This window comes from Streptomyces sp. 3-6 (assembly GCF_056323165.1).
In genome coordinates, this window is record NZ_JBWHZP010000001.1 from 927,416 (window position 1) to 948,248 (window position 20,833).

Here is a 20,833-nt window from a genome sequence, read left to right on the forward strand (position 1 = left end):
TCCCGGGGCAACCACCCCGTGCCCCGGAGCGTCCTCCCCTTCATGATCGAACCGCGCCGGACCGCCGCACTCCCGCTCCTCGTCAGAACGGCTCTGCCCGCCGAGGCCGGCGACGTGGCCGCGCTGCACCACCGCGCCCGGTCGACGTACTACCCCGACGGCCTCCCGCAGGACGGCACCGACTGGCCGGCCCGCTGGCGGGAGGCGATCGGCCGGCCGGACGGAACCGTGCTGTGCGCGGTGCGGGACGGGCACCTGGTGGGGATCGCCTCCTTCCGCGTCCCGGAGGGCGGCCCCGCGGACACGGTGAAGCTGTTCCAGTTCCACGTCGAGCCGGACCGTTGGGGCAGCGGCATCGGCACCGCCCTGCACCGTGCCTGCGCGGAACAGTGGCACGCCGACGGCCGCCGGACCGCCGTGCTGGACGTGTACGCCGACAACCACCGCGCCCGCCGCTTCTACGCCCGCCACGGCTGGACCCCCGACCCCGGTCACCCGTCCGCCGCCGACGACCACCACCTCCACCTGTGCCTCTCCCTGCCGGCACCGGGCCGGGACGGCGGCGGCGCGGGCGGCCCGAACGGCCCGAACGGCCCGGACGGCGGCGCGGCGGGAGCGGACGGCGGCCCGGCGGGGCCGGGAATGAACCCGACTGGTTGAACGTTCACGCGGTCAGGCGGAGGGAGTCTCCGTCCCCCGTGCGACGTGGAGAGTGTCTGCCCGATGCGTGTCGAGATCTGGTCCGATATCGCCTGCCCCTGGTGCTACGTCGGCAAGGCCCGCTTCGAGAAGGCGCTGGCCGCCTTCCCGCACCGGGACCACGTCGAGGTCGTGCACCGTTCCTTCGAACTGGACCCGGGCCGCGCCAAGGACGACATCGAGCCGGTGCTGACCCTGCTCACCCGCAAGTACGGCATGAGCGAGGCACAGGCGCAGGCCGGCGAGGACAACCTGGCGGTCCAGGCCGCCGCCGAGGGCCTGCCCTACCGCACCCGCGGCCGCGACCACGGCGGCACCTTCGACATGCACCGCCTGCTGCACCACGCCCGCGCCCGGGGCCGCCAGTCCGAACTGCTCGACGTGCTGTACCGGGCCAACTTCGCCGAGGAGCGGTCCGTCTTCGACGATGACGAGCGCCTCGTCGAACTCGCCGTCGCCGCCGGGCTCGACGCGGACGGCGCCCGCCGGGTCCTCGCCGACCCGGAGGCCTACGCGGCCGAGGTCCGTGAGGACGAGCGGGAGGCCGCGCAGCTCGGCGCCCGCGGGGTGCCGTTCTTCGTCCTGGACCGCGCCGTCGGCGTCTCCGGGGCCCAGCCGGTCGAGGTCTTCACCCGCGCGCTGACCCAGGCCTGGGGCGACCGCAGCCCCCTGCGGAGCGTCGCCGGCCAGGACGACGCGGACGGCGCCGTCTGCGGCCCGGACGGGTGCGAGGTCCCGCAGCGCTGAACCGGGCCCCGTCCGGCCACCGCTCCCCGGCCGGGTAGGCCCGCACGGTCCGGCCACCCTTCCCCGGCCGGGCACGCCCGGACCGTCCGGCGCGCCCTCCTCCCCGGCCGCGCACGCCCGCAGCGTCCGGCACCCTCCCCGGCCGGGCTCCCACGCAGCGTCCGGCACCCGCACCCGCCGTGGGTGCCGGACCGCGCAGGTCAGGGCGCACGCATAAGGCGCCCTTGGCGGTACCGTGCGGAAACCGGCGATGGACGGGGAGGTCCGGACGCCGCACAGTGGACGGATGGAGACCTTCGAGAGCCTCGTCCGCGCCGAGTTCACCCCGGAGCACACCTACCTCAACACCGCGAGCAACGCCCTCCTGCCGGCCCGCACCGTGGCCGCGCTCGCCGAGGCCGCCCGGATGCGGGCCGGGGGCCGGTCCCTCACCTCGCTGTACGAGGACGTCGAGGCGTCCCGGTCGGCCTACGCCGTGCTGGCCGGCGTCCCCGTCGAGCGGGTCGCCACGGGCTGCACGGCCGCCCTGTACACCGCGCTGGTCGCGGCCTCGCTGCCGCCGGGCGCCGACGTGCTGACCGCCGAGGACGACTTCGCGTCCGTCGTCAACGCCTTCCACGTCCGCGGCGACCTCAAGGTGCGCGCCGTGCCCCTGGAACGGCTCGCCGACTCGGTCCGGCCGGACACCGCCCTGGTCGCGGTCAGCGCCGTGCAGTCCGCCGACGGCCGGATCGCCGACCTGCCCGCGCTGCGCGAGGCGGCCCGCACCCACGGGGCGCGCACCTACGTCGACTTCTCCCAGGGCGCCGGCTGGCTCGACATGGACGCCGGTGCGTACGACTACAGCGTCTCGATCACCTACAAGTGGCTGCTGGGCCCGCACGGCGCCGCGTTCCTCGTGGTGCCGGAGGACTTCGGCGACCTGCGCCCGGTGCAGACGAGCTGGGTGGGGGCGGAGGTGCCCTGGGAGAGCTGCTACGGCCCGGTCACCGAACCGGCCCGCTCCGCGCGGCGGTTCGACGCGAGCCCCGCCCTGTTCACGTTCGCCGGGCTGCGCCCCTCCCTCGAACTCCTCGCGGCACTGGACGTGGACACCGTGCGCGCCCACGACCTGGCCCTGGCCGAGCGGTTCCGCGCGGGACTCGCCGAGGCCGGGCACCCGCCGGTGCCCGCGCCCGGCTCGCCGATCGTGTCGGTGCCCGGACTCGGCCACCGGCAGGCCGAGTTGGCGAAGTCGGGCATCCAGGTGTCGGACCGCGCCGGCCACCTGCGGGCGTCGTTCCACCTCTACAACACGGCCGCCGACGTGGACCGGCTGCTGGACGCGCTGACCGGCTGACCGGCCGACCGCACGGCAGCGGGCCGGTGCCTCCCGGTCCCACACCAGGAGGCCCGGCCCGCGATCCCGGGTGCCGGCCGCGTCGCGGACCGGCGTGCCGCCTACTTCACCGGGGTGAAGTCACGCGCCCCGATGAACTCGGGACGCCGCACGGGAGCCGCGAAGGGCTCCACCGCCGTGTTCTCGACGCTGTTGAACACGATGAACACGTTGCTGCGCGGGAACGGCGTGATGTTGTCCCCCGAGCCGTGCATGGCGTTGCAGTCGAACCAGGTCGCCGAGCCGGCCTTGCCGGTGAACAGCTTGATGCCGTGCTCCGACGCCATCGCCGTGAGCGCCTCGTCCGACGGGGTGCCCGCGTCCTGCATCTGCAGCGACTTCTTGTAGTTGTCCTTCGGGGTCTCGCCGGCGCAGCCGAGGAACGTCCTGTGCGACCCCGGCATGATCATCAGGCCGCCGTTGGTGTCGAAGTTCTCGGTCAGCGCGATGGACACGGACACCGTCCGCATCCGGGGCAGACCGTCCTCGGCGTGCCAGGTCTCGAAGTCCGAGTGCCAGTAGAAGCCACTGGCCCCGAAGCCCGGCTTGACGTTGATCCGGGACTGGTGGACGTAGACGTCCGAGCCGAGGATCTGGCGGGCCCGGCCGACGACGCGCTCGTCGCGCACCAGGCGCGCGAACACCTCGCTGATCTTGTGGACCTCGAAGACCGAGCGGATCTCCTTGGACTTCGGCTCCACGATCGACCGCTCGTCGGCCCGGATGTCCGGGTCGGTCACCAGCCGGTTCAGCTCGTCACGGTAGACGGCCACCTCGTCGGCACCGATCAGTTCGTCGATGGCGAGGAAGCCGTCCCGCTCGAACGACCCCAGCTCGGCCGGGGCGAGCGGCCCGGGCGCGTCGGGGGCGCCCCAGACGACCGGGTCCTGGCGCGGGGTGAGCACCTCGGTGGCCCCGCGCGTCGGGTAGAGGTCGGGGACCTTGGTGTCGGGAGTGGTCGCGGTGGTCATGTGAACCTCACACCTCCTCGGTGAGCAGCGGATAGACGCCGTTCTCGTCGTGGTCCTCCCGTCCGGTGACGGGCGGGTTGAAGACACAGATGCAGTGGAAGTCCTCCTTGACCTTGAGCGTGTGCCGCTCATGGCCGTCCAGGAGGTACATGGTGCCGGGCGTGATGGTGTACGTCTTCCCGGTCTCCCGGTCGGTCAGCTCGGCTTCGCCCCGGGTGCAGACGACGGCCTCGATGTGGTTCGCGTACCACATGTCGGTCTCCGTACCCGCGTACAGGATCGTCTCGTGCAGGGAGAAGCCGACCTTCTCCTTGGCGAGGACGATGCGCTTGCTCTCCCACGTGCCCGACGCCGATTTCACGTGCCGGTCGGTGCCTTCGATCTCCTTGAACGAACGGACGATCACGGTTCTGCGATGCCTCCTAGGCTGTGGTGTGCGGGGGTCAGGCGGTTTCGCGGACGGCGCGGGCGAGCGTCGTCAGACCCTCGTCCAGCTCGTCCGGGGTGATGGTCAGGGCCGGCAGCAGCTTGGCCACCTCGCTCTCCGGGCCGGACGTCTCGACCAGCAGCCCGAGCTCGAACGCCCGCTGGGCGACCTTCCCGGCGCGCTCCTTGTCGTGGAACTCCAGGCCCCAGACCAGCCCGCGGCCGCGGTACTCCTTGACGTCGGCGAGGTTCTCCTCGGTGATGGAGATCAGCGCCTGCTCGACCTGCTCGCCGCGCGAACGGGTCTGCTTCTCCATCGCGGACCCGTCGGCCCAGTACGCCTCCAGGGCCGCGGTGGCCGTCACGAAGGCGGGGTTGTTGCCGCGGAAGGTGCCGTTGTGCTCGCCCGGCTCCCAGACGTCCAGCTCGGGCTTGAACAGGGTCAGCGCCATGGGCAGGCCGTAGCCGCTGATCGACTTGGACACGGTGACGATGTCCGGCGTGATGCCCGCCTCCTCGAAGGAGAAGAAGGCACCGGTGCGGCCGCAGCCCATCTGGATGTCGTCGACGATCAGCAGCATGTCCTGGCGCTCGCACAGCTCGGCCAGGGCACGCAGCCACTCGGGCCGGGCGACGTTGATGCCGCCCTCGCCCTGCACGGTCTCGACGATCACCGCGGCGGGCTTGTTGAGGCCGGAGCCCTGGTCCTCCAGGAGGCGCTCGAACCACAGGAAGTCCGGGACCCGGCCGTCGAAGTAGTTGTCGAACGGCATGGGGGTGCCGTGCACCAGCGGGATGCCCGCGCCGGCCCGCTTGAAGGCGTTGCCGGTCACGGCGAGCGAGCCCAGCGACATGCCGTGGAAGGCGTTGGTGAAGGACACGATCGCCTCGCGGCCCTTGACCTTCCGGGCCAGCTTCAGCGCGGACTCCACGGCGTTGGTGCCCGTGGGGCCCGGGAACATGACCTTGTAGGGCAGGTCGCGGGGGCGCAGGATCCAGTTCTGGAAGGACTCCAGGAAGGCCCGCTTGGCCGTGGTCGACATGTCCAGGCCGTGCGTGACGCCGTCCCGCTCCAGGTAGTCGATCAGGGCGCGTTTCAGGACGGCGTTGTTGTGGCCGTAGTTGAGTGAGCCGGCTCCGGCGAAGAAGTCGAGGTACTCGTGGCCGTCCTCGTCGTACATGCGGCTGCCGTGCGCACGGTCGAAGACGGTGGGCCAGCCGCGGCAGTAGCTGCGCACCTCGGACTCAAGGGTCTCGAAGACGCTCAGGTCGGGCTGGGTGATGGTCACGACGAATCGCTCCTCGGTGGCGTGGGAGGTCAGAGGGAGTCGGGCGGTCGGCCGGCCGCTCGGCCCGTGGGGCCGGGGCGGCCCGCCGCGTCGACCGGGCCGACTGGGCGGCGCCGGATCGACAGGTCGGAGGGACCGGTCCGGTGGGTTTCGGTCGGTTCGGATCGTGCGCGGCCGGACCGGCCGGCGCGGCGGTGGGCCGGCCGGACCGGTCGGCCGGTCAGTCCGCGAGAGGTCCGATGCGGTACAGCACCTCGGGGTCGTGCGGTCCGTCGGGGAACTGTCCGGCCTCGAACAGCACCTCGCGCTCCAGCGGAGCGCCGTGACGCTCGGCGAACGCGGTGAACAGGCGCTCGGAGGCGGTGTTGCCCGGCGTGATGGTGGTCTCCACGGTCGTCACCCCGCGCTCGGCCACGACCCGGGAGGCCAGGCCGTCGAGCAGGGCCGCGGCCAGGCCGCGGCCGCGGTGCGCCCGGTCGACCGCCACCTGCCAGACGAGCAGGGTGTGCGGGCTGTCCGGGCGGACGTATCCGGTGATGAAGCCGATCGGCTCGCCGTCACCGTCGCGCGCCACGGCCGAGGTGGCGGCGAAGTCCCGGCACCACAGCAGATAGCTGTACGACGAGTTCAGGTCGAGGACCTTCGAGTCCCTGGCTATCCGCCACAGCACGGCTCCGTCCGCCACGGTCGGGCGGTCGATTTGCAGGTCTGCTTGTGCGGCAGTCATGCGAATTGAATTTACCGAGGGAAATTCAAAATTGCATCGCCCGATGGGGTTACGTACGGGCTTGATCTGTGTTATCACGCGGGCACGTGGGGACGCGCGAGCGGCGCCCGTTCTGCCCTGGTTTCGCCCGGAAATAAGCCGCACATCGGGCATCCTGTGAAGCCGGTCACAAGTATGTAACTCCCGTGACCGGTGTCCGGATTACGTCGTTTTCCGTTCTTGGAATCGTTGCGTTTAGGCCCGGGAAAAGCGGGCAGAAGAAGATGGGAAGCTGCTCTGGAATGTAATCGCGATATAAGCGGGAGAATATGCTGGAGATTACGTGTTCAGCATTTCCTATTATCCCTCCGATTCACGTTCCGGTCACCGCGCGGACACGCTCCGGAAGGACGGCGGCCGGCGGAACCGGCCCGCCACCCGCCCCCGCTCATGCCTTCGCGGGCCCGGACCGGCCCGCCTCCTCGGCCGCCCGCAGCGCCTCGCCCAGGCGCACCGGGACCCCCCGCTCCGTGAGCGCGGTGGCCAGCGCCGTCAGCGCGGCACGGACCACGCCCGGCGTCGCGTCCGGGCCGTAGTGGTTGACGCGGATCATCTCCCCGGCCGACGCACCGCCGCCCGCGCTCAACGGCACCGCCGGGTCGGCGGCCAGCGCACGGGCCACCAGCTCCGAGGCCACCGTGCCGGACGGCGCCCGCAGGGTCGTCGCCACGGGAGCCGCCTCGGCCGCGTCGCGCACGTACGGCTCCAGACCGCCGCCCAGCGCGAGCGCCCCCGCTCGGGTGGCCGCGGCCACCGCCGCGTGCCGGGCCGTCACCGCGTCGAGCCCGGCCGCCTCGATCTCCGCCAGGCACGCCTCCAGCGCCAGCATCTCCAACTGCGCGGGGGCGTGCGGCAGCGCCCGGCGGCCGGCGTCGATCCAGCGTTCCTTCCAGTCCAGCAGCGACAGGTAGGAGCGGCGCGGCGCACCCGGGTGGGCCGCCATCCGCGCCCAGGCCCGCTCGCTCACCGACACCGCCGACACCCCGGCCGGGCCGCCCATCGCCTTCTGCGCGCCGATCACGCACAGGTCCACGCCCCACGCGTCCACCAGCAGCGGCTCCGCCCCCACCGACGCCACCGCGTCCAGGTAGAACAGCGCGCCGTGCTCCCGGACCACCGGGCCGATCTCCGCGACCGGGTTGGTGTTCCCGGTCGCCGCCTCGGCGTGCACCAGGGACACGAAGTCGATCTCCGGGTTCCGCGCCAGGGCCTCGCGGATCTGCCCGGCCGTCACCGCCGTGTGGAAGGGCACCGACAGGTCGATCACCGTGGCACCGCAGTCCCGCAGCCAGTCGCCGAAGGTCTGCCCGTAGGGCCCGGTGATGACGTTCAGGGCGGTCGTCGAGGGCCCCGCGGTCCCGCGGATCGCGGCCTCCAGCGGCAGCAGCGCCTCGCCCTGCATGATCACGACGTCCTGCCGGGTGCCCAGCAGCCGCGCCACCCGCTCCTCGATCGAGGCGAAACGCGCGGCGCTCAGCGGGGCCAGGCCGAGGAGGGGATGGGTCACGGGGATGCTCTCTTCACTTCGCGGACGGCACGCCGACGGCACGGGGACGCGGTACGGCGCACGACGGGTGTCCTCGACTGTAACCGCAGTCCACGGCCCGCCCCGCCGGGGGTTTCTCGCGCCCGGCGGCCCTGATTAGGGTGCGGGGCATGAGCGAACGCGCGGTGCTGCACGTGAAGGGGCGGATCCTCGCCGGACCGGACGAGGACCGGGTCCACGACGAGCTGTGGGTGGTCGACGGGCGCATCACCTACGACCGTCCCGCCGGCGCCCGCGACGTCCGCACCGTCGAGGGGTGGGCGCTGCCCGGACTCGTCGACGCGCACTGCCACGTCGGCCTCGACCGGCACGGCGCCGTCCCCGACGAGGTCGCCGAGAAGCAGGCGCTCACCGACCGCGACGCCGGCGCCCTGCTGCTGCGCGACGCCGGTTCGCCCTCCGACACCCGCTGGGCCGACGACCGCGACGACCTCCCGAAGATCATCCGCGCCGGCCGGCACATCGCCCGCACCCGCCGCTACATCCGCGGCTACGCCTGGGAGGTCGAGCCCGAGGACCTGGTGGCGTACGTCGCCCAGGAGGCCCGGCGCGGGGACGGCTGGGTGAAGCTGGTCGGCGACTGGATCGACCGCGACCTGGGCGACCTGTCGGCCTGCTGGCCCCGCGGCGCCGTCGAGGCCGCCATCGCCGAGGCGCACCGCCTGGGCGCCCGGGTCACCGCCCACTGCTTCGCCGAGGACTCCCTGCGGGACCTCGTCGAGGCGGGCATCGACTGCGTCGAGCACGCCACGGGCCTGACCGACGAGACCATCCCGCTGTTCGCCGAACGGGGCGTGGCGATCGTCCCCACCCTGGTCAACATCGCCACCTTCCCCGACCTCGCGGACGGCGGCGAGTCCAAGTTCCCCCGCTGGTCGGCCCACATGCGCCGGCTCCACGAGCGCCGCTACGAGACCGTGCGCTCGGCCTACGACGCCGGCATCCCGGTCTTCGTCGGCACGGACGCGGGCGGCACCCTCCCGCACGGCCTGGCCGCGGAGGAGGTCGGCGAGCTGGTCCGCGCGGGCATCCCGCCCGCCGACGCCGTGGCGGCCGGCACCTGGGCCGCCCGTGACTGGCTCGGACGCCCCGGCCTCGACGAGGGCGCCCCGGCGGACCTGGTCGTCTACGCCTCCGACCCGCGCCAGGACGTCCGCACCCTCACGGACCCGCTCCGGGTGGTGCTCAACGGGAACGTGGTCGCCTAGCGGGGGCGGAACCGGTCACCCGTCCGGGGCTCCGTCCCCCGAGGGCGCCGGGGCCTCTGTCCCCGAGGTCGCCGGGGCTTCCGTGCTGCTGCTCCGTCCTGCTCGGCCCTCTGCCTGTCCTGTTCCGTCCTGCTCCGTTCCGCCCCGGCGACGCACCACCGTTCACCACCTCGCGCTCGCCCGCACGGGCGTATGCGGGGCCCGGCCGGGGAACAGTCGTACTCCCGTAATCGAATGAATCCGCTAAACATCCCCGAAGGGGTGAAGTGTCCGAGGTTTGCTGACGGCCCGGGGCCGGTGTGGAGATTCTTTCGGGGTCCCACCCGAGTCTCATGGGGGTCCCACCACCTTGAACAGCATCAATTTCCGTATGCCCGCACGCCGTTGGGCCGTCGTGGCCGCGGCCACCGTCCTCGCCGCAGGTCCCGCGGCGCTGGCCGGAGCGGGCTCCGCGCACGCCACCGGTGACGAGGGCTCCGCGAGCGCCGCCGTGCTGCGCACCGGGCTCGACGTGGCCCTGCTCAACAAGAGCGTGCAGGCTCCGCTCGCCGTCTCCCTGAACGCCGTCGAGGCGCCGGAGAGCGCGCGGAAGACGGCCCTGACCGCCACCCTGGACGGAGTCGACCGCGGCAAGCCCTTCAGCGTGCTGCGCGCCGAAGTGGCCGACGCGCAGGCGACGGTGGAGGGGGCGCGGGCGGAGGCGTCCACCACGCTCGCCAAGGCCCGCGTCCACGTGCCCGGTCTGCCCCTGCTGTCGCTGATCGAACTGGAGAAGGTCACCTCCAAGGCGGTCTGCGAGGCCGGGAAGACCCCGCTCGCCTCGGCGACCCTGCCCGGCTCGGTGACGGTCCTGGGCAAGCGCGTCACGCTGACCTCCGACGGCACCACCGAGGTCCGGGTGCCGGGCGTCGGAGAGGTCCGGCTGGAGCTGTCGAAGACCGAGACCACCTCCCGCACCGCCGCCGCCACCGCGCTGCGGCTCCAGGTGGCCGTCAACCCGGCGAAGCTCAACGTCGCCGAGGTCGACGGCACGGTCACGCTCGCCGAGGCCAAGTGCGCAGCCCCGGGGACCGCCGGGGCCCCCGCGGAGCAGGAGGCGGCGGCGCCGGACACCGGGGAGAAGGCCGCCCCCGGCCAGCAGGAGGCCGAGGAGGTGCGGCCGCAGGGGGCCCGCGCGAAGGAGGCCGCCTCCGACGAGGGCAAGGACGGGGCCAACCTGGCCGAGACCGGCGGTGACTCCACCACCCCGTACATCGCGGGCGGAGCGGTCGCGCTCCTCGCGGCGGGCGGCGCGGCGGTCGCGCTCTCCCGCCGGGGCCGCCGCACCTGACGCGCCGGCACCCGGGGCACTGGGGGGGGTCCGGGGGTACCGGGACGGCCGGGCGGCGCGGGCGGAATCCACCGACACCGCCGTGCGGGCCCTGGCCGCTCCGGGGGGCCTGGCCGCGCCGGCCGTCCCCGGCCGGGCTGTCGCCCGTCGTCCCCTCCCGGCTGTGTTCCGGTCGGCTTCCGGCTGTCGTCCGGCCACCGTTCACGGGCCCGCCCCCGTCCCCGGGGCGGGCCCGTCCGGCGTCGGCCGACCGGCTCGGGGGTGCCGGGCACGCGGTCCGGTCCGCTGCCCCGCGTCGGACGGGAGGGCGCGGGGGAGCGGCGGACGTCCGCTGCCCCGCGCCCTCCCCGTGGCCCCACTCCGCCGGGCTCGGGCCTGCGGAGGGCCCCACGGGAGAGCCTCGCGCCCGCGGGCGTCAGGCCGTCCGGCCCCGGGCTCAGCCGGAGGGGTCGTCAGCGCCCCGCCGGCGCCCCGCCGGCTCCCGTCAACGACCGCTCCAGGGCCGACAGGAAGCCGTCCACCGTCTCCCGGTCCCGCACCGCGAGCCGCAGCCACTCCCCGTCCAGCCCGGGGAAGGTGTCCCCGCGGCGCACCGCGTAGCCCCGGTCCCGCAGCCGTGCCCGTACCGCCGTCGCGTCCGGCAGCCGGACCAGGACGAAGGGGCCCTCGGCGCCCGGCACCACCCGCACCCCGTGGGGGGCCAACCGCCCGAGTCCCGCGACCAGGTGGGCCCGGTCCGCCGCCACCCGCAGGGCGGCGCGCTCCGCCTCCGCCAGGGCGTCGGCGCCCACGCACGCCTCGGCCGCCACCAGGGCGGGCGTGGACACCGGCCACAGCGGCTGTGCCCTCTCCAGGGCCGCCACCGTCTCCGGTGCGGCGAGCACGTAGCCGATCCGCAGTCCGGCCAGTCCCCAGGTCTTGGTGAGGCTGCGCAGGACCACCAGTCCCGGCACGTCCGTCCGTCCGGCCAGCGCCTCCCGTTCGCCCGGCACGGCGTCCATGAACGCCTCGTCCACCACCAGCGTCCGGCCGGGACGGGCGAGCCCGGCGAGGACCCCGGCCGGGTGCAGCACCGACGTGGGGTTGGTCGGGTTGCCGACGACCACCAGGTCCGCGTCCTCGGGGACGGCGGACGGGTCCAGGCGGAAACCGTCCGTCTCCCGCAGCAGCACCCGCCGCACGGTGTGCCCGGCGTCCCGCAGGGCCGCCTCCGGCTCCGTGAACTGCGGGTGCACCACCACCGGCCGACGGGTCCGCAGCGCCCGCGCCAGCAGGACGAACGCCTCCGCCGCCCCCGCCGTCAGCAGCACCCGTTCCACCGGCAGCCCGTGCCGCGCGGCCACCGCCGCCCGCGCCGCCCGCCCGTCGGGGTAGGCGGCGAGCCCGGTCAGGGAGGCGGCGACGCGCTCGCGCAGCCACGCCGGAGGGGTGTCCGCGCGGACGTTCACGGCCAGGTCGACCAGGGCGGCCCCGCCGTCGCGGACCTCGGCGTCACCGTGGTGCCGCAGGTCGTGCGCGGCCACGGCGGCGGGCGCGGCGGCGGACGGAGCGACGGGCGGGGTGGCCGGCGGGGCGGCGCGCGGCGGTGTGTGCGTGTCCATGCCGGTGATGGTGCCGGGGGCGCCGTCCCGGCCCGTCACCGGGGTGCCCGCCCCGGTCCGGGACGCGGCCGGTCCCGCCGGTCGTCGGGCGACGGCGCACGTGGCCCGGGCGGGCCACCCGTCCGCCGGCGCCGACACCCGCTTGGGCACCAGCAGCACGCCCCCGCCCAGCAGCGCGGCGGCCTCCGCCACCGACGGGGTGCCGGCCGCGGCCAGCACGGCGGCCGACGGGTGGGGCACCGCCACCCGGGCCAGGTCCCCGGCCGCGTGGGCCACCAGCGGCACCCGAAGCCGCCGTGCCGCCGCCACCACACCGGGCTCGGCGGCCCTGGCGTCGACGGTGGCGAGTTCGGCGACGCACGTCACCGGCAGCCCCGCCTCCCGCAGGCACTCCTCGACCAGGGCGAGCACCTCCTCGGCGTCCACACCCGTGGACGCGCCCACGCCCACGACGACGTCGGCGGGCGGCCCGCTCACCGTGCCGGTCTCGGCCATGGGGGTCGTCCTCTCCTGCTCACGGTCACGGCGCCGGGCGACATACGGCCGTCACGCGTGCGCCCCGCACATCCGATCCGCTACGAAGGGCGCATGGCCGTACTCGTCGCGCTCGGCGCGTTCCTGATGACGCTGGCCGGCGGCTGGACGGCGGACCGCGTCACCGACCGCCGCCACCTCGTGCTGGGCCTGGCCGGCGGCCTGATGCTCGGCGTCGTCGGCCTGGAACTGCTCCCGGAGGCCCTGGAGGCCGCCGGGAGGGAGGTGTACGGGGTGCCCGCCGGCCTGCTGCTGTTCGTGGCCGGCTTCCTCCTGGCCCACCTGGTGGAACGGCTGCTCGCGCACCGGCAGGCGGCCCACGGCGCGGAGGAGCACGACGGACGCACCCCGCAGGTGGGGCTCACGGCGGCCGCCGCGATGGTCGGGCACAGCGCCATGGACGGGGTGGCGATCGGCGCCGCCTTCCAGGTCGGCGGGGGCATGGGGGCCGCCGTCGCGGTGGCGGTCATCGCGCACGACTTCGCGGACGGCTTCAACACGTACACGCTCACCCGGGTGTACGGCAACGCCCGCCGCCGCGCGCTCGGCATGCTCGTCGCGGACGCCGCCGCACCCGTGCTGGGCGCCGCCTCCACCCTGTTCTTCACGCTCCCCGGACCCGTCCTCGGCGGCTACCTCGGGCTGTTCGCCGGCGCGCTGCTGTACCTGGCGGCGGCCGAGATCCTGCCCGAGGCCCATCACACCCACCCGGCCCGCTCGACGCTGCTCTGCACGGTCCTGGGCGTGCTGTTCATCTGGCTGGTGGCGGGCACCGCCCACTGACCGCCGACGCCCACCGGCACCGGGCGCGCACGATCCGGCCCGCGGTCCCGCCCCTGTCCCGTGGTCGCCCCCCGTCCCGTGGCCGCCCGGCCGCGTCCTCCCGCGTCCGCTCACGACGCGCCGCCCACCACGGGCCGGCTCGGCGCGCGCCCGCTCGCCACGCGTCCGCCCACGCCCCGGCTCACGCCCCCGCTCCCGCCGCCCCGCACCGCTCGACGAACCGCCGGGCGACCCCGGGCTCCGCCGCCCAGTGGGTGTGCAGGTAGCTGGCGTGCACGCCGTCCCGCACGAACCCCTCGACGCGCCGCTCCGGCGTCCGCATGCCCCAGGCGGGCGCGGGCCCGGCGCCCGGCTCCACGACCGTGCGGTGGAACTCGTGCCCCCGCAGCCGGGTCCCCGCCGCGGCCAGCGCACTGTCGGTCAGGGCCACGGCGTCGCGGTAACCGAGCGTCAGCCGCCCCGTCATCCGCGCGGAGGCGTCCAGCACCCCGCACATCGGCAGGCCGTCGAGTTCCCGGCACAGGTACAGCAGCCCCCCGCACTCGGCCGCCACCGGCGCGCCGCCGAGGGCCAGTGCGGCCACCGCCTTGCGCAGCTGCTCGTTGGCCGACAGCTCCGCCGCGTGCACCTCGGGGAACCCGCCCCCGATCACCAGGCCGTCCACCCCGTCGGGCAGCCGCTCGTCGCGCAGCGGATCGAACGGGACGACCTCCGCCCCGGCCGCGGTGAGCAGTTCGGCGTGCTCGGCGTAGGTGAAGGTGAACGCCCGGCCGCCGGCCACGGCCACGCGCACCGGACGGTCCCCCCGTCCGGGCCCGGCGGGTCCCGCGTCCCCGGACGCGACGGGCCCGGCGGCCGGGGCGGTGGCGTCCAGCGCCCGCCGGGGGTCCCAAGGCACGTCGGGAAGCGCCCCCGCGCTCCGGGCGAGGGCCAGGAGCCCTTCCAGGTCGCACCCGGCCGCCACCTGGGCCGCCATCGCGGCGACCGCGTCCAGGGCCGCGGCCCCCCGCTCGGCGACCGGCACCAGCCCCAGGTGGCGCGACGGGGTCTCCACCTGCGCGGCCCGCCGCAGCACCCCCAGGACCGGCACGCCGACCGCCTCCAGGGCGTCCCGCAGCAGCGTCTCGTGCCGGTCGGAGGCCACCTTGTTCAGGATGACGCCGCCGACCCGCACCCCGGGGTCCCAGCTCACGAAGCCGTGCACCAGCGCCGCCACCGACCGGGACTGCGACGAGGCGTCGACGACCAGCACCACCGGCGCCCGCAGCAGCTTCGCCACGTGCGCGGTGGACGCCAGTTCGCCCTGCCCGGACACCCCGTCGTACAGGCCCATCACGCCCTCGACCACGGCGATGTCGCACCCGCGCGCCCCGTGCGCGAACAGCGGGGCGATCCGCTCCGGTCCGCACAGGTAGGCGTCCAGGTTGCGGCCCGCCCGGCCGGTGGCGAGCGCGTGGTAGCCGGGGTCGATGTAGTCCGGCCCCACCTTGTGCGGGGACACGGCGAGCCCCCGTCCCGCCAGCGCGGCCATCAGCCCGGTGGCGACGGTCGTCTTGCCGCTGCCGGAGGCGGGCGCGGCGACGACCAGCCGGGGCACCGACGGGGACGGGTTCACCACTCGATGCCCCTCTGCCCCTTCTGCCCGGCGTCCATCGGGTGCTTGACCTTCGACATGTCGGTGACCAGGTCGGCGAAGTCCAGCAGCCGCCCGGGCGCGTTCCGGCCGGTGATCACGACGTGCTGGGTCCCCGGGCGCCCGCGCAGCACCTCCACCACCTCGTCGGTGTCGACCCAGCCCCAGTGCAGCGGGTACGCGAACTCGTCCAGCACGTACAGCCGGTAGCGCTCGGCCGCCAGGTCCCGCTTGACCTGCTCCCAGCCCTCCCGGGCCTTCTCCTCGTTGTCCAGCTGCGCGTCCCGCTGCACCCAGGACCAGCCCTCGCCCATCTTGTGCCAGTCGACGCTGCCGCCCTCACCGGAGGCGCCCAGCACCCGCAGCGCCCGCTCCTCGCCGACCTTCCACTTCGCCGACTTGACGAACTGGAACACCCCGACCGGCCAGCCCTGGTTCCAGGCCCGCAGCGCGAGCCCGAAGGCGGCCGTCGACTTCCCCTTCCCGACCCCGGTGTGCACCATCACCAGCGGCCGGTTGCGACGCTGACGGGTCGTCAGTCCGTCGTCCGGCACGACACTCGGCTGTCCCTGCGGCACTACGCTGCCCTCCTCGTCCCGTTCCCACGGGCATCCCGTACCTCACGCACATCCCTGACCAGCCCGGCGATCGCGTCCGCCCGCAGGTCGTCCAGCGTCACGGCGCTGCCCCCGAGGTCCCCGGCGAGCTGCCCCGCCAGGCCCAGCCGCACCGGTCCCGTCTCGCAGTCCACGACCACCGACGCCACGCCCTCGGCCGCGAACAGCCGCGCCGCCCGCCCGGCCAGCGCGACCGGCTCGGGTCCGCCGGTCGCCCGCCCGTCGGTCACCACGACCATCAGCGGCCGGCGCGCGGGGTCGCGCAACCGCTCCACCCGCAGCACGTCGTGCGCCTTGAGCAGTCCGGCCGCCAGCGGCGTGCGGCCGCCGGTCGGCAGCGACTCCAGCCGGGCCGCCGCCGCGTCCACCGACGAGGTCGGCGGCAAAGCCACGTCCGCCCCGGAGCCGCGGAAGGTCACCAGGCCCACCTTGTCCCGCCGCTGGTAGGCGTCCAGCAGCAGCGACAGCACGGCGCCCTTGACCGCGCCCATCCGCTGCCGGGCCGCCATCGACCCCGAGGCGTCCACCACGAACAGCACGAGGTTGCCCTCCCGGCCCTCGCGCGCCGCCTGCCGCAGGTCGTCCCGGCGCACCACCAGCCCCGGCCCGGACCGGCCCCGCGCCCGCTGGTGCGGGGCCGCGGCCTGCACGGTCGCCGCCAGGTGCAGCTTCGTCAGCGCGCCCCGGGGCCGTCGCGCCCCGGTCGTGCGCCCGTGCTCCGTGCGCGCCCGCGACCGCCGCCCAGCGGCGCCCTCACCGATGCCCGGCACGCTCAGCACCTTCGTGCGGAACGGCTCCGACGCCTTCGCCGGGGCCTGCTCACCGGCCCCCGGTCCGCCCGGCGGCGGCCCGGCGGGGTCCGCCGCGTCCTCGCCGTCCCCGGCCCCCTCCGGCGCCGGGACGTCACCGCCGTGCGGGCCGTCGCCGGCCGGCGGCCGTCCGCCCCCGCCGCCCCCGTCGTCGGGTCCGTCCGGGCCGTCCGGGCCGTCCGGTCCCGGATCGGGCTCGTCGTCGCCGAACTCCTCCAGCGTCTCGTCGAGCTTGTCCTCGTCGAGCCCCGGCGCGTCGAACGGGTTGCGCCGCCGCCGGTGCGGCAGCGCCAGCAGGGCCGCCTGCCGCACGTCCTCGGCGAGCACGTCCGTCCGCCCCGCCCAGGCCGCCAGCGCGGTCGCCGTACGGGCCATCACGATGTCGGCCCGCATGCCGTCCACCTCGAAGGCCGCGCAGGTCGCCGCGATCTGCCGCAGCGCCCCGTCCCCGAGGCGCACCGACGGCAGCAACTCCCGCGCCGCCACGATCCGTTCCCGTACGGCCGTCTCCTCCTCGGCCCAGCGGGCGGCGAAGGCGGCCGGGTCGTCGTCGTGGGCCAGCCGCCGCCGGACGACCTCCACCCGCTCGTCGGGTTCCCGGGAGGCGGCCACCTCGACCGTCAGGCCGAACCGGTCCAGCAACTGCGGCCGCAGCTCGCCCTCTTCGGGGTTCATCGTCCCGACGAGCAGGAACCGCGCCGCGTGCCGCACGGAGACGCCCTCCCGCTCGACGTACGAGGCGCCCATCGCGGCGGCGTCCAGCAGCAGGTCGACCAGGTGGTCGTGGAGCAGGTTGACCTCGTCCACGTACAGGATCCCGCGGTGCGCGTCGGCGAGCAGGCCCGGCTCGAACGCCTTCACGCCCTCCGCGAGCGCCCGCTCGATGTCCAGGGCGCCCACCAGCCGGTCCTCGGAGGCGCCGACGGGGAGTTCCACCATGCGCGCGGCCCGCTGTGAGCCGCCGCCGGTCTCGTGGGGGCCGTCCGGGCAGTCGGGGGCGGGCGCCACCGGGTCGCAGGAGAAGCGGCAGCCCGGTACCACCGCCACGGGGGGCAGCAGCGCCGACAGGGCGCGCACCGCAGTGGACTTGGCGGTGCCCTTCTCCCCGCGCACCAGCACACCGCCGACCGCCGGGGAGACGGCGTTCAGCAGCAGGGCCAGCCGCAGGTCGTCCTGCCCCACCACCGCGGTGAACGGAAAGGGAATGCTCACGTGTCCTCGCCCTCCGAGTCGCCGACGCGTACGCCGTCGGGTCCGTGTTCGTACGGGAGTTGTCGCTGTTGCCGCTCGTGCCGTCGTTCGTGCCGTCGCGTGTGCGTGTACGGGCGCGGGCGGCGATGCCGGTACGGGTGCCGGGGCCCGCCGCCCGGTGCCGTGCTCACGCGGGTGCTCCGGGCGGGACGAAGGGCGACCCGGCCGGTGGACCCGACTCGACGAGCCGCCACAGGGCGTCCGTGTCCGCGTGCTGTTCGATCAGGTCACCGAGCCGGTCGAGCTGTTCCTCGCGCAGCGCGGCGAACGACGTGCCGGGGGCCGGCACGAAGCGGCGGCCCGCGGCGGCGGCCACCTCGCGCAGGAAGGCCCGCCGGAAGCCGTCGGACTCCAGCGAACCGTGCCAGTGCGTGCCCCAGGTCTGCCCGGAGCGGCAGCCGTCGAGGAAGGGCGTGCCGCCGGTGACCTCGGCGACCCCGTGGTGGATCTCGTACCCCTCCACCGGCTCGCCCAGAGCCTCGCCGGACGGCCTGGCCAGGGTCTTCTCCCGCGCGAACCGCACCCGCACCGGCAGCAGTCCGAGCGCGTCGACCCGCCCGGCGCGGCTCTCCACGTCGTCCTCGATCCGCTCGCCGAGGATCTGGAAGCCGCCGCAGATGCCCAGCACCGGGCGCCCCTCGGCGGCCCGCCGCCGCAGTGCCCCGGCCAGACCCCGCTCGTGCAGCCAGCGCAGCGCCCGCACCGTGCCGCGCGTGCCCGGCACCACGACGAGGTCGGCGTCGGCCAGTTCCTCCGGCCGGTCCACGAACCGCACCACCACGCCCGGTTCGGCGGCCAGCGCGTCGACGTCCGTGAAGTTCGACATCAGCGGCACCGCGCACACCGCGACCCGCAGCACGTCCTCGCCGACCGGCGGGGTCACCGCCGACTCCCGCACGGTGCCGCGCAGCGACACCCGCAGGCCGTCCTCCTCGTCGATGCCGAGCCCGTGCCGGAACGGCAGCACACCGTACGTCCGCCGGCCGGTCAGGCCGTGCAGCATGTCCAGCCCGGGCTCCAGCAGCGACACGTCGCCCCGGAACTTGTTCACCAGGAACCCGGCGACCAGGTCCTGGTCCTCGCGGGACAGCAGGGCCAGCGTGCCGAAGAAGGAGGCGAACACCCCGCCCCGGTCGATGTCGCCGACCACCAGCACCGGCAGCCGCGCGCCCCGCGCGACGCCCATGTTGACGATGTCGGTGCGGCGCAGGTTGATCTCGGCCGGGCTGCCGGCCCCCTCGCAGATCACCGCGTCGTACGTGCTCCGCAACTGCTCCAGGCAGTCCAGCACCGTGCCGAGCAGCCGCTCCTGGCGCCCGGCGTGGTAGCCGCGGGCGCTCAGCTCGCCGACCGGTCTGCCGAGCAGCACCACCTGGCTGCTCTGCTCCCCGCCGGGCTTGAGCAGCACGGGGTTCATCAGCGCGGTCGGCTCGATCCGGCACGCCTGCGCCTGCATGGCCTGCGCCCGGCCGATCTCCGCCCCCTCGCGGGTGACGAAGGAGTTCAGCGACATGTTCTGCGCCTTGAACGGCGCCACCTTCACCCCCTGCCGGACCAGCCACCGGCAGATGCCCGCTGTCACCACGCTCTTGCCCGCGTCCGACGTGGTCCCGGCGACCAGCAGACCGCCCCCGCGCGCCCTCATGACCTGCGTCCCCTCATCAGCAGCCGTGCGACGGTGCCGACGCCGAGCGCCAGCCCGCCCACCCGCCGGGACAGCCGCACCGCCCGGTCGATGTCCTCAACGACCACCGGCCGGCCGCCGCCGTTGAGGACGGGCCGGTGCTCGACCCGTCCGCCGTAGGAGAGCGTCCCGCCGAGCCGGACGCCGAGGGCGCCCGCGAAGGACGCCTCCACCGGGCCCGCGTTGGGGCTCGGGTGCCGTCCGGCGTCGTCCCGCCACGCCCGCACGGCACCGCGCGGGTCGGGGCCGGCGACCGCGGCGAGGACGGCGGTCAGCCGCGCGCCGGGCCAGCCCGCCACATCGTCGAGCCGGGCGGACGCCCAGCCGAACCGCAGGTGACGGGGGGACCTGTGTCCGACCATCGCGTCCAGGGTGTTGACGGCCCGGAAGCCGAGCAGTCCGGGCACCCCCGCCACGGCGCCCCACACCAGGGCGCCCACCACGGCGTCGGAGGTGTTCTCGGCGACGGACTCCACCACCGCGCGGGCGATGCCGTCGGCGTCCAGGGCCTCGGGGTCCCGTCCGCACAGGTGCGGCAGCCGCGCGCGGGCGGCCTCGACGTCCCCGGCCTCCAGCGCCCGCCCGATCGCGCGCGCCTCCCGGGCCAGCGAGGTCCCGCCGACGACCGCCCAGGTGGCGGCGGCGGTCAGGGCGACGGAGGCGGCGGGGGAGGGGCGCACCCAGCGGGCCGCGATGCCGCCGAGCGCCACGGCCCCGCCCACGCAGACGGCGGTGTGCAGGGCGCCCGCGCCCCGGTGGTCCCGCCACAGCACTCGTTCCACGGCGCCCGCGGCCCGGCCGAACGCGGCGACCGGGTGCCCACGGCGGGGATCGCCGAGCAGCAGGTCGCCGAGGAGGCCGGCGGCGGCGCCGTACGCGAAGATGCGATCGGCACGCACGGGGTCAGCCGGTGACGGTTCCGGCGGGGGCGGCCCCGGAGCGGGGCGGGGAGGGGAGGGTCGACCTCGACAGGCAGCCGCGCATGGCGATATGTCCTCACTCAGGGTGTCCGCGCCCTGGCTCGACGAGACCGGCGGCGAGAGTTCCTGGCTCCCGGGGGCCGCACCCCCGGTGACAGTGGCGGGACCGCGCCGGAGTCGCACCGGCTTCCTCTCCTGCCGCCGTGTTGGCCCCGGCAGTCCACCACGGGCCCCGAACACCCGTCAACCTGCCGCTGACCTGCGGGACTGAAGTGTGCCGAGGCACACAGCGGGACGCTCCGCCGGCGCCGGGGGACACGGCGGCACACGACGGCGGGCGGTCGCGGAGTCGGGGCCCCGCGACCGCCCGCCGGGCGGAACGGTGTGATCAGGCGCTGGTCACGCCATGATCAGGTAGATGCCGAACCCGACCGCCGCCGCACAGGCGGCGAAGCAGGCGTAGGCGCCGGTGACCGCCAGGGCGGCGGACTGGCCCTGCTCGGCGGCCTGGTCCCGGCGGGACAGGCCCGCGATGCCGAGGGTGAACAGGCCCACCAGGGCGACGGTGACCACGAGACTGACGCCGAAGACGGAGCCGAGGGCTGCCCAGTCGATGTCCATGGTGCTCTTCTTCCTTCGTA

The 20,833-nt window shown here is 75.3% G+C and carries 17 protein-coding genes, 1 pseudogene and 1 riboswitch; of the genes and pseudogenes, 6 read left to right on the top strand and 12 right to left on the bottom strand.

Annotated features, from left to right (window positions below):
• Positions 1–42 precede the first annotated feature (42 nt).
• The 3 genes and pseudogenes from AC02VZ_RS03850 to AC02VZ_RS03860 all read left to right on the top strand — a co-directional run.
• Positions 43–543: pseudogene (locus AC02VZ_RS03850) on the top strand (N-acetyltransferase family protein); the annotation flags it as partial.
• Between the two features lie 180 nt (positions 544–723).
• Complete coding sequence (locus tag AC02VZ_RS03855) at positions 724–1,446, top strand: DsbA family oxidoreductase (RefSeq protein ID WP_476474498.1); 723 nt, start codon at positions 724–726, stop codon at positions 1,444–1,446.
• A gap of 286 nt (positions 1,447–1,732) precedes the next feature.
• Positions 1,733–2,785, top strand: coding sequence for an aminotransferase class V-fold PLP-dependent enzyme (locus AC02VZ_RS03860; protein ID WP_476474499.1), 1,053 nt, complete (start codon positions 1,733–1,735; stop codon positions 2,783–2,785).
• A 101-nt stretch (positions 2,786–2,886) separates the two neighbouring features.
• Here the strand turns inward: AC02VZ_RS03860 and thpD are convergent, their stop codons facing one another.
• The 5 genes from thpD to AC02VZ_RS03885 all read right to left on the bottom strand — a co-directional run bounded on the left by thpD (position 2,887) and on the right by AC02VZ_RS03885 (position 7,783).
• Positions 2,887–3,795, bottom strand: coding sequence for an ectoine hydroxylase (gene thpD, locus AC02VZ_RS03865; RefSeq protein WP_432053930.1), 909 nt, complete (start codon positions 3,793–3,795; stop codon positions 2,887–2,889).
• A gap of 7 nt (positions 3,796–3,802) precedes the next feature.
• The gene (locus AC02VZ_RS03870) at positions 3,803–4,201 is read right to left on the bottom strand and encodes an ectoine synthase (RefSeq protein ID WP_432053929.1); all 399 of its coding nucleotides are present in this window, start codon (positions 4,199–4,201) and stop codon (positions 3,803–3,805) included.
• Between the two features lie 37 nt (positions 4,202–4,238).
• Positions 4,239–5,510: a diaminobutyrate--2-oxoglutarate transaminase gene (ectB, locus tag AC02VZ_RS03875; RefSeq protein WP_432053928.1), complete on the bottom strand. Its 1,272-nt coding sequence runs from the start codon at positions 5,508–5,510 to the stop codon at positions 4,239–4,241.
• A 220-nt stretch (positions 5,511–5,730) separates the two neighbouring features.
• On the bottom strand, positions 5,731–6,237 hold the full coding sequence (ectA, locus tag AC02VZ_RS03880; RefSeq protein ID WP_432053927.1) for a diaminobutyrate acetyltransferase: 507 nt from the start codon (positions 6,235–6,237) through the stop codon (positions 5,731–5,733).
• Positions 6,238–6,664: 427 nt separating this feature from the next.
• Positions 6,665–7,783 carry a pyridoxal-phosphate-dependent aminotransferase family protein gene (locus tag AC02VZ_RS03885; protein WP_432053926.1) on the bottom strand — a complete coding sequence of 373 codons (1,119 nt, stop codon included), beginning with the start codon at positions 7,781–7,783 and terminating at the stop codon, positions 6,665–6,667.
• Positions 7,784–7,932: 149 nt separating this feature from the next.
• On the opposite strand from AC02VZ_RS03885, the gene AC02VZ_RS03890 reads away from it, so the two are divergent.
• Complete coding sequence (locus AC02VZ_RS03890; protein ID WP_476474500.1) at positions 7,933–9,030, top strand: amidohydrolase family protein; 1,098 nt, start codon at positions 7,933–7,935, stop codon at positions 9,028–9,030.
• A gap of 349 nt (positions 9,031–9,379) precedes the next feature.
• Complete coding sequence (locus AC02VZ_RS03895; protein WP_432053924.1) at positions 9,380–10,360, top strand: SCO1860 family LAETG-anchored protein; 981 nt, start codon at positions 9,380–9,382, stop codon at positions 10,358–10,360.
• A gap of 452 nt (positions 10,361–10,812) precedes the next feature.
• Here AC02VZ_RS03895 and cobC read toward each other — a convergent pair whose 3' ends face one another.
• Positions 10,813–12,456 carry an Rv2231c family pyridoxal phosphate-dependent protein CobC gene (cobC, locus tag AC02VZ_RS03900; RefSeq protein WP_476474501.1) on the bottom strand — a complete coding sequence of 548 codons (1,644 nt, stop codon included), beginning with the start codon at positions 12,454–12,456 and terminating at the stop codon, positions 10,813–10,815.
• A 93-nt stretch (positions 12,457–12,549) separates the two neighbouring features.
• On the opposite strand from cobC, the gene AC02VZ_RS03905 reads away from it, so the two are divergent.
• A complete protein-coding gene (locus AC02VZ_RS03905) occupies positions 12,550–13,278 on the top strand; it encodes a ZIP family metal transporter (protein ID WP_476474502.1) in 729 nt (242 codons plus the stop codon).
• Positions 13,279–13,459: 181 nt separating this feature from the next.
• On the opposite strand, the gene AC02VZ_RS03910 is transcribed toward AC02VZ_RS03905, so the two are convergent.
• The 6 genes from AC02VZ_RS03910 to AC02VZ_RS03935 all read right to left on the bottom strand — a co-directional run bounded on the left by AC02VZ_RS03910 (position 13,460) and on the right by AC02VZ_RS03935 (position 20,813).
• A complete protein-coding gene (locus AC02VZ_RS03910; RefSeq protein WP_476474503.1) occupies positions 13,460–14,896 on the bottom strand; it encodes a cobyrinate a,c-diamide synthase in 1,437 nt (478 codons plus the stop codon).
• Positions 14,890–15,489 (bottom strand): cob(I)yrinic acid a,c-diamide adenosyltransferase, encoded by a 600-nt coding sequence (gene cobO, locus AC02VZ_RS03915; RefSeq protein WP_432053920.1) that lies wholly within the window; start codon positions 15,487–15,489, stop codon positions 14,890–14,892. Before cobO ends, AC02VZ_RS03910 begins: the two co-directional genes overlap by 7 nt.
• Positions 15,489–17,549: a putative cobaltochelatase gene (locus AC02VZ_RS03920; RefSeq protein WP_476474504.1), complete on the bottom strand. Its 2,061-nt coding sequence runs from the start codon at positions 17,547–17,549 to the stop codon at positions 15,489–15,491. Before AC02VZ_RS03920 ends, cobO begins: the two co-directional genes overlap by 1 nt.
• 166 nt (positions 17,550–17,715) lie before the next feature.
• The gene (locus tag AC02VZ_RS03925; RefSeq protein ID WP_432053918.1) at positions 17,716–19,233 is read right to left on the bottom strand and encodes a cobyric acid synthase; all 1,518 of its coding nucleotides are present in this window, start codon (positions 19,231–19,233) and stop codon (positions 17,716–17,718) included.
• The gene (locus AC02VZ_RS03930) at positions 19,230–20,171 is read right to left on the bottom strand and encodes a cobalamin biosynthesis protein (RefSeq protein ID WP_476474505.1); all 942 of its coding nucleotides are present in this window, start codon (positions 20,169–20,171) and stop codon (positions 19,230–19,232) included. The genes AC02VZ_RS03925 and AC02VZ_RS03930 overlap by 4 nt, the downstream gene beginning before the upstream one ends.
• A gap of 141 nt (positions 20,172–20,312) precedes the next feature.
• Positions 20,313–20,385, bottom strand: a riboswitch (cobalamin riboswitch).
• Positions 20,386–20,591: 206 nt separating this feature from the next.
• The gene (locus AC02VZ_RS03935; protein ID WP_432053916.1) at positions 20,592–20,813 is read right to left on the bottom strand and encodes a hypothetical protein; all 222 of its coding nucleotides are present in this window, start codon (positions 20,811–20,813) and stop codon (positions 20,592–20,594) included.
• Between the last annotated feature and the right edge of the window lie 20 nt (positions 20,814–20,833).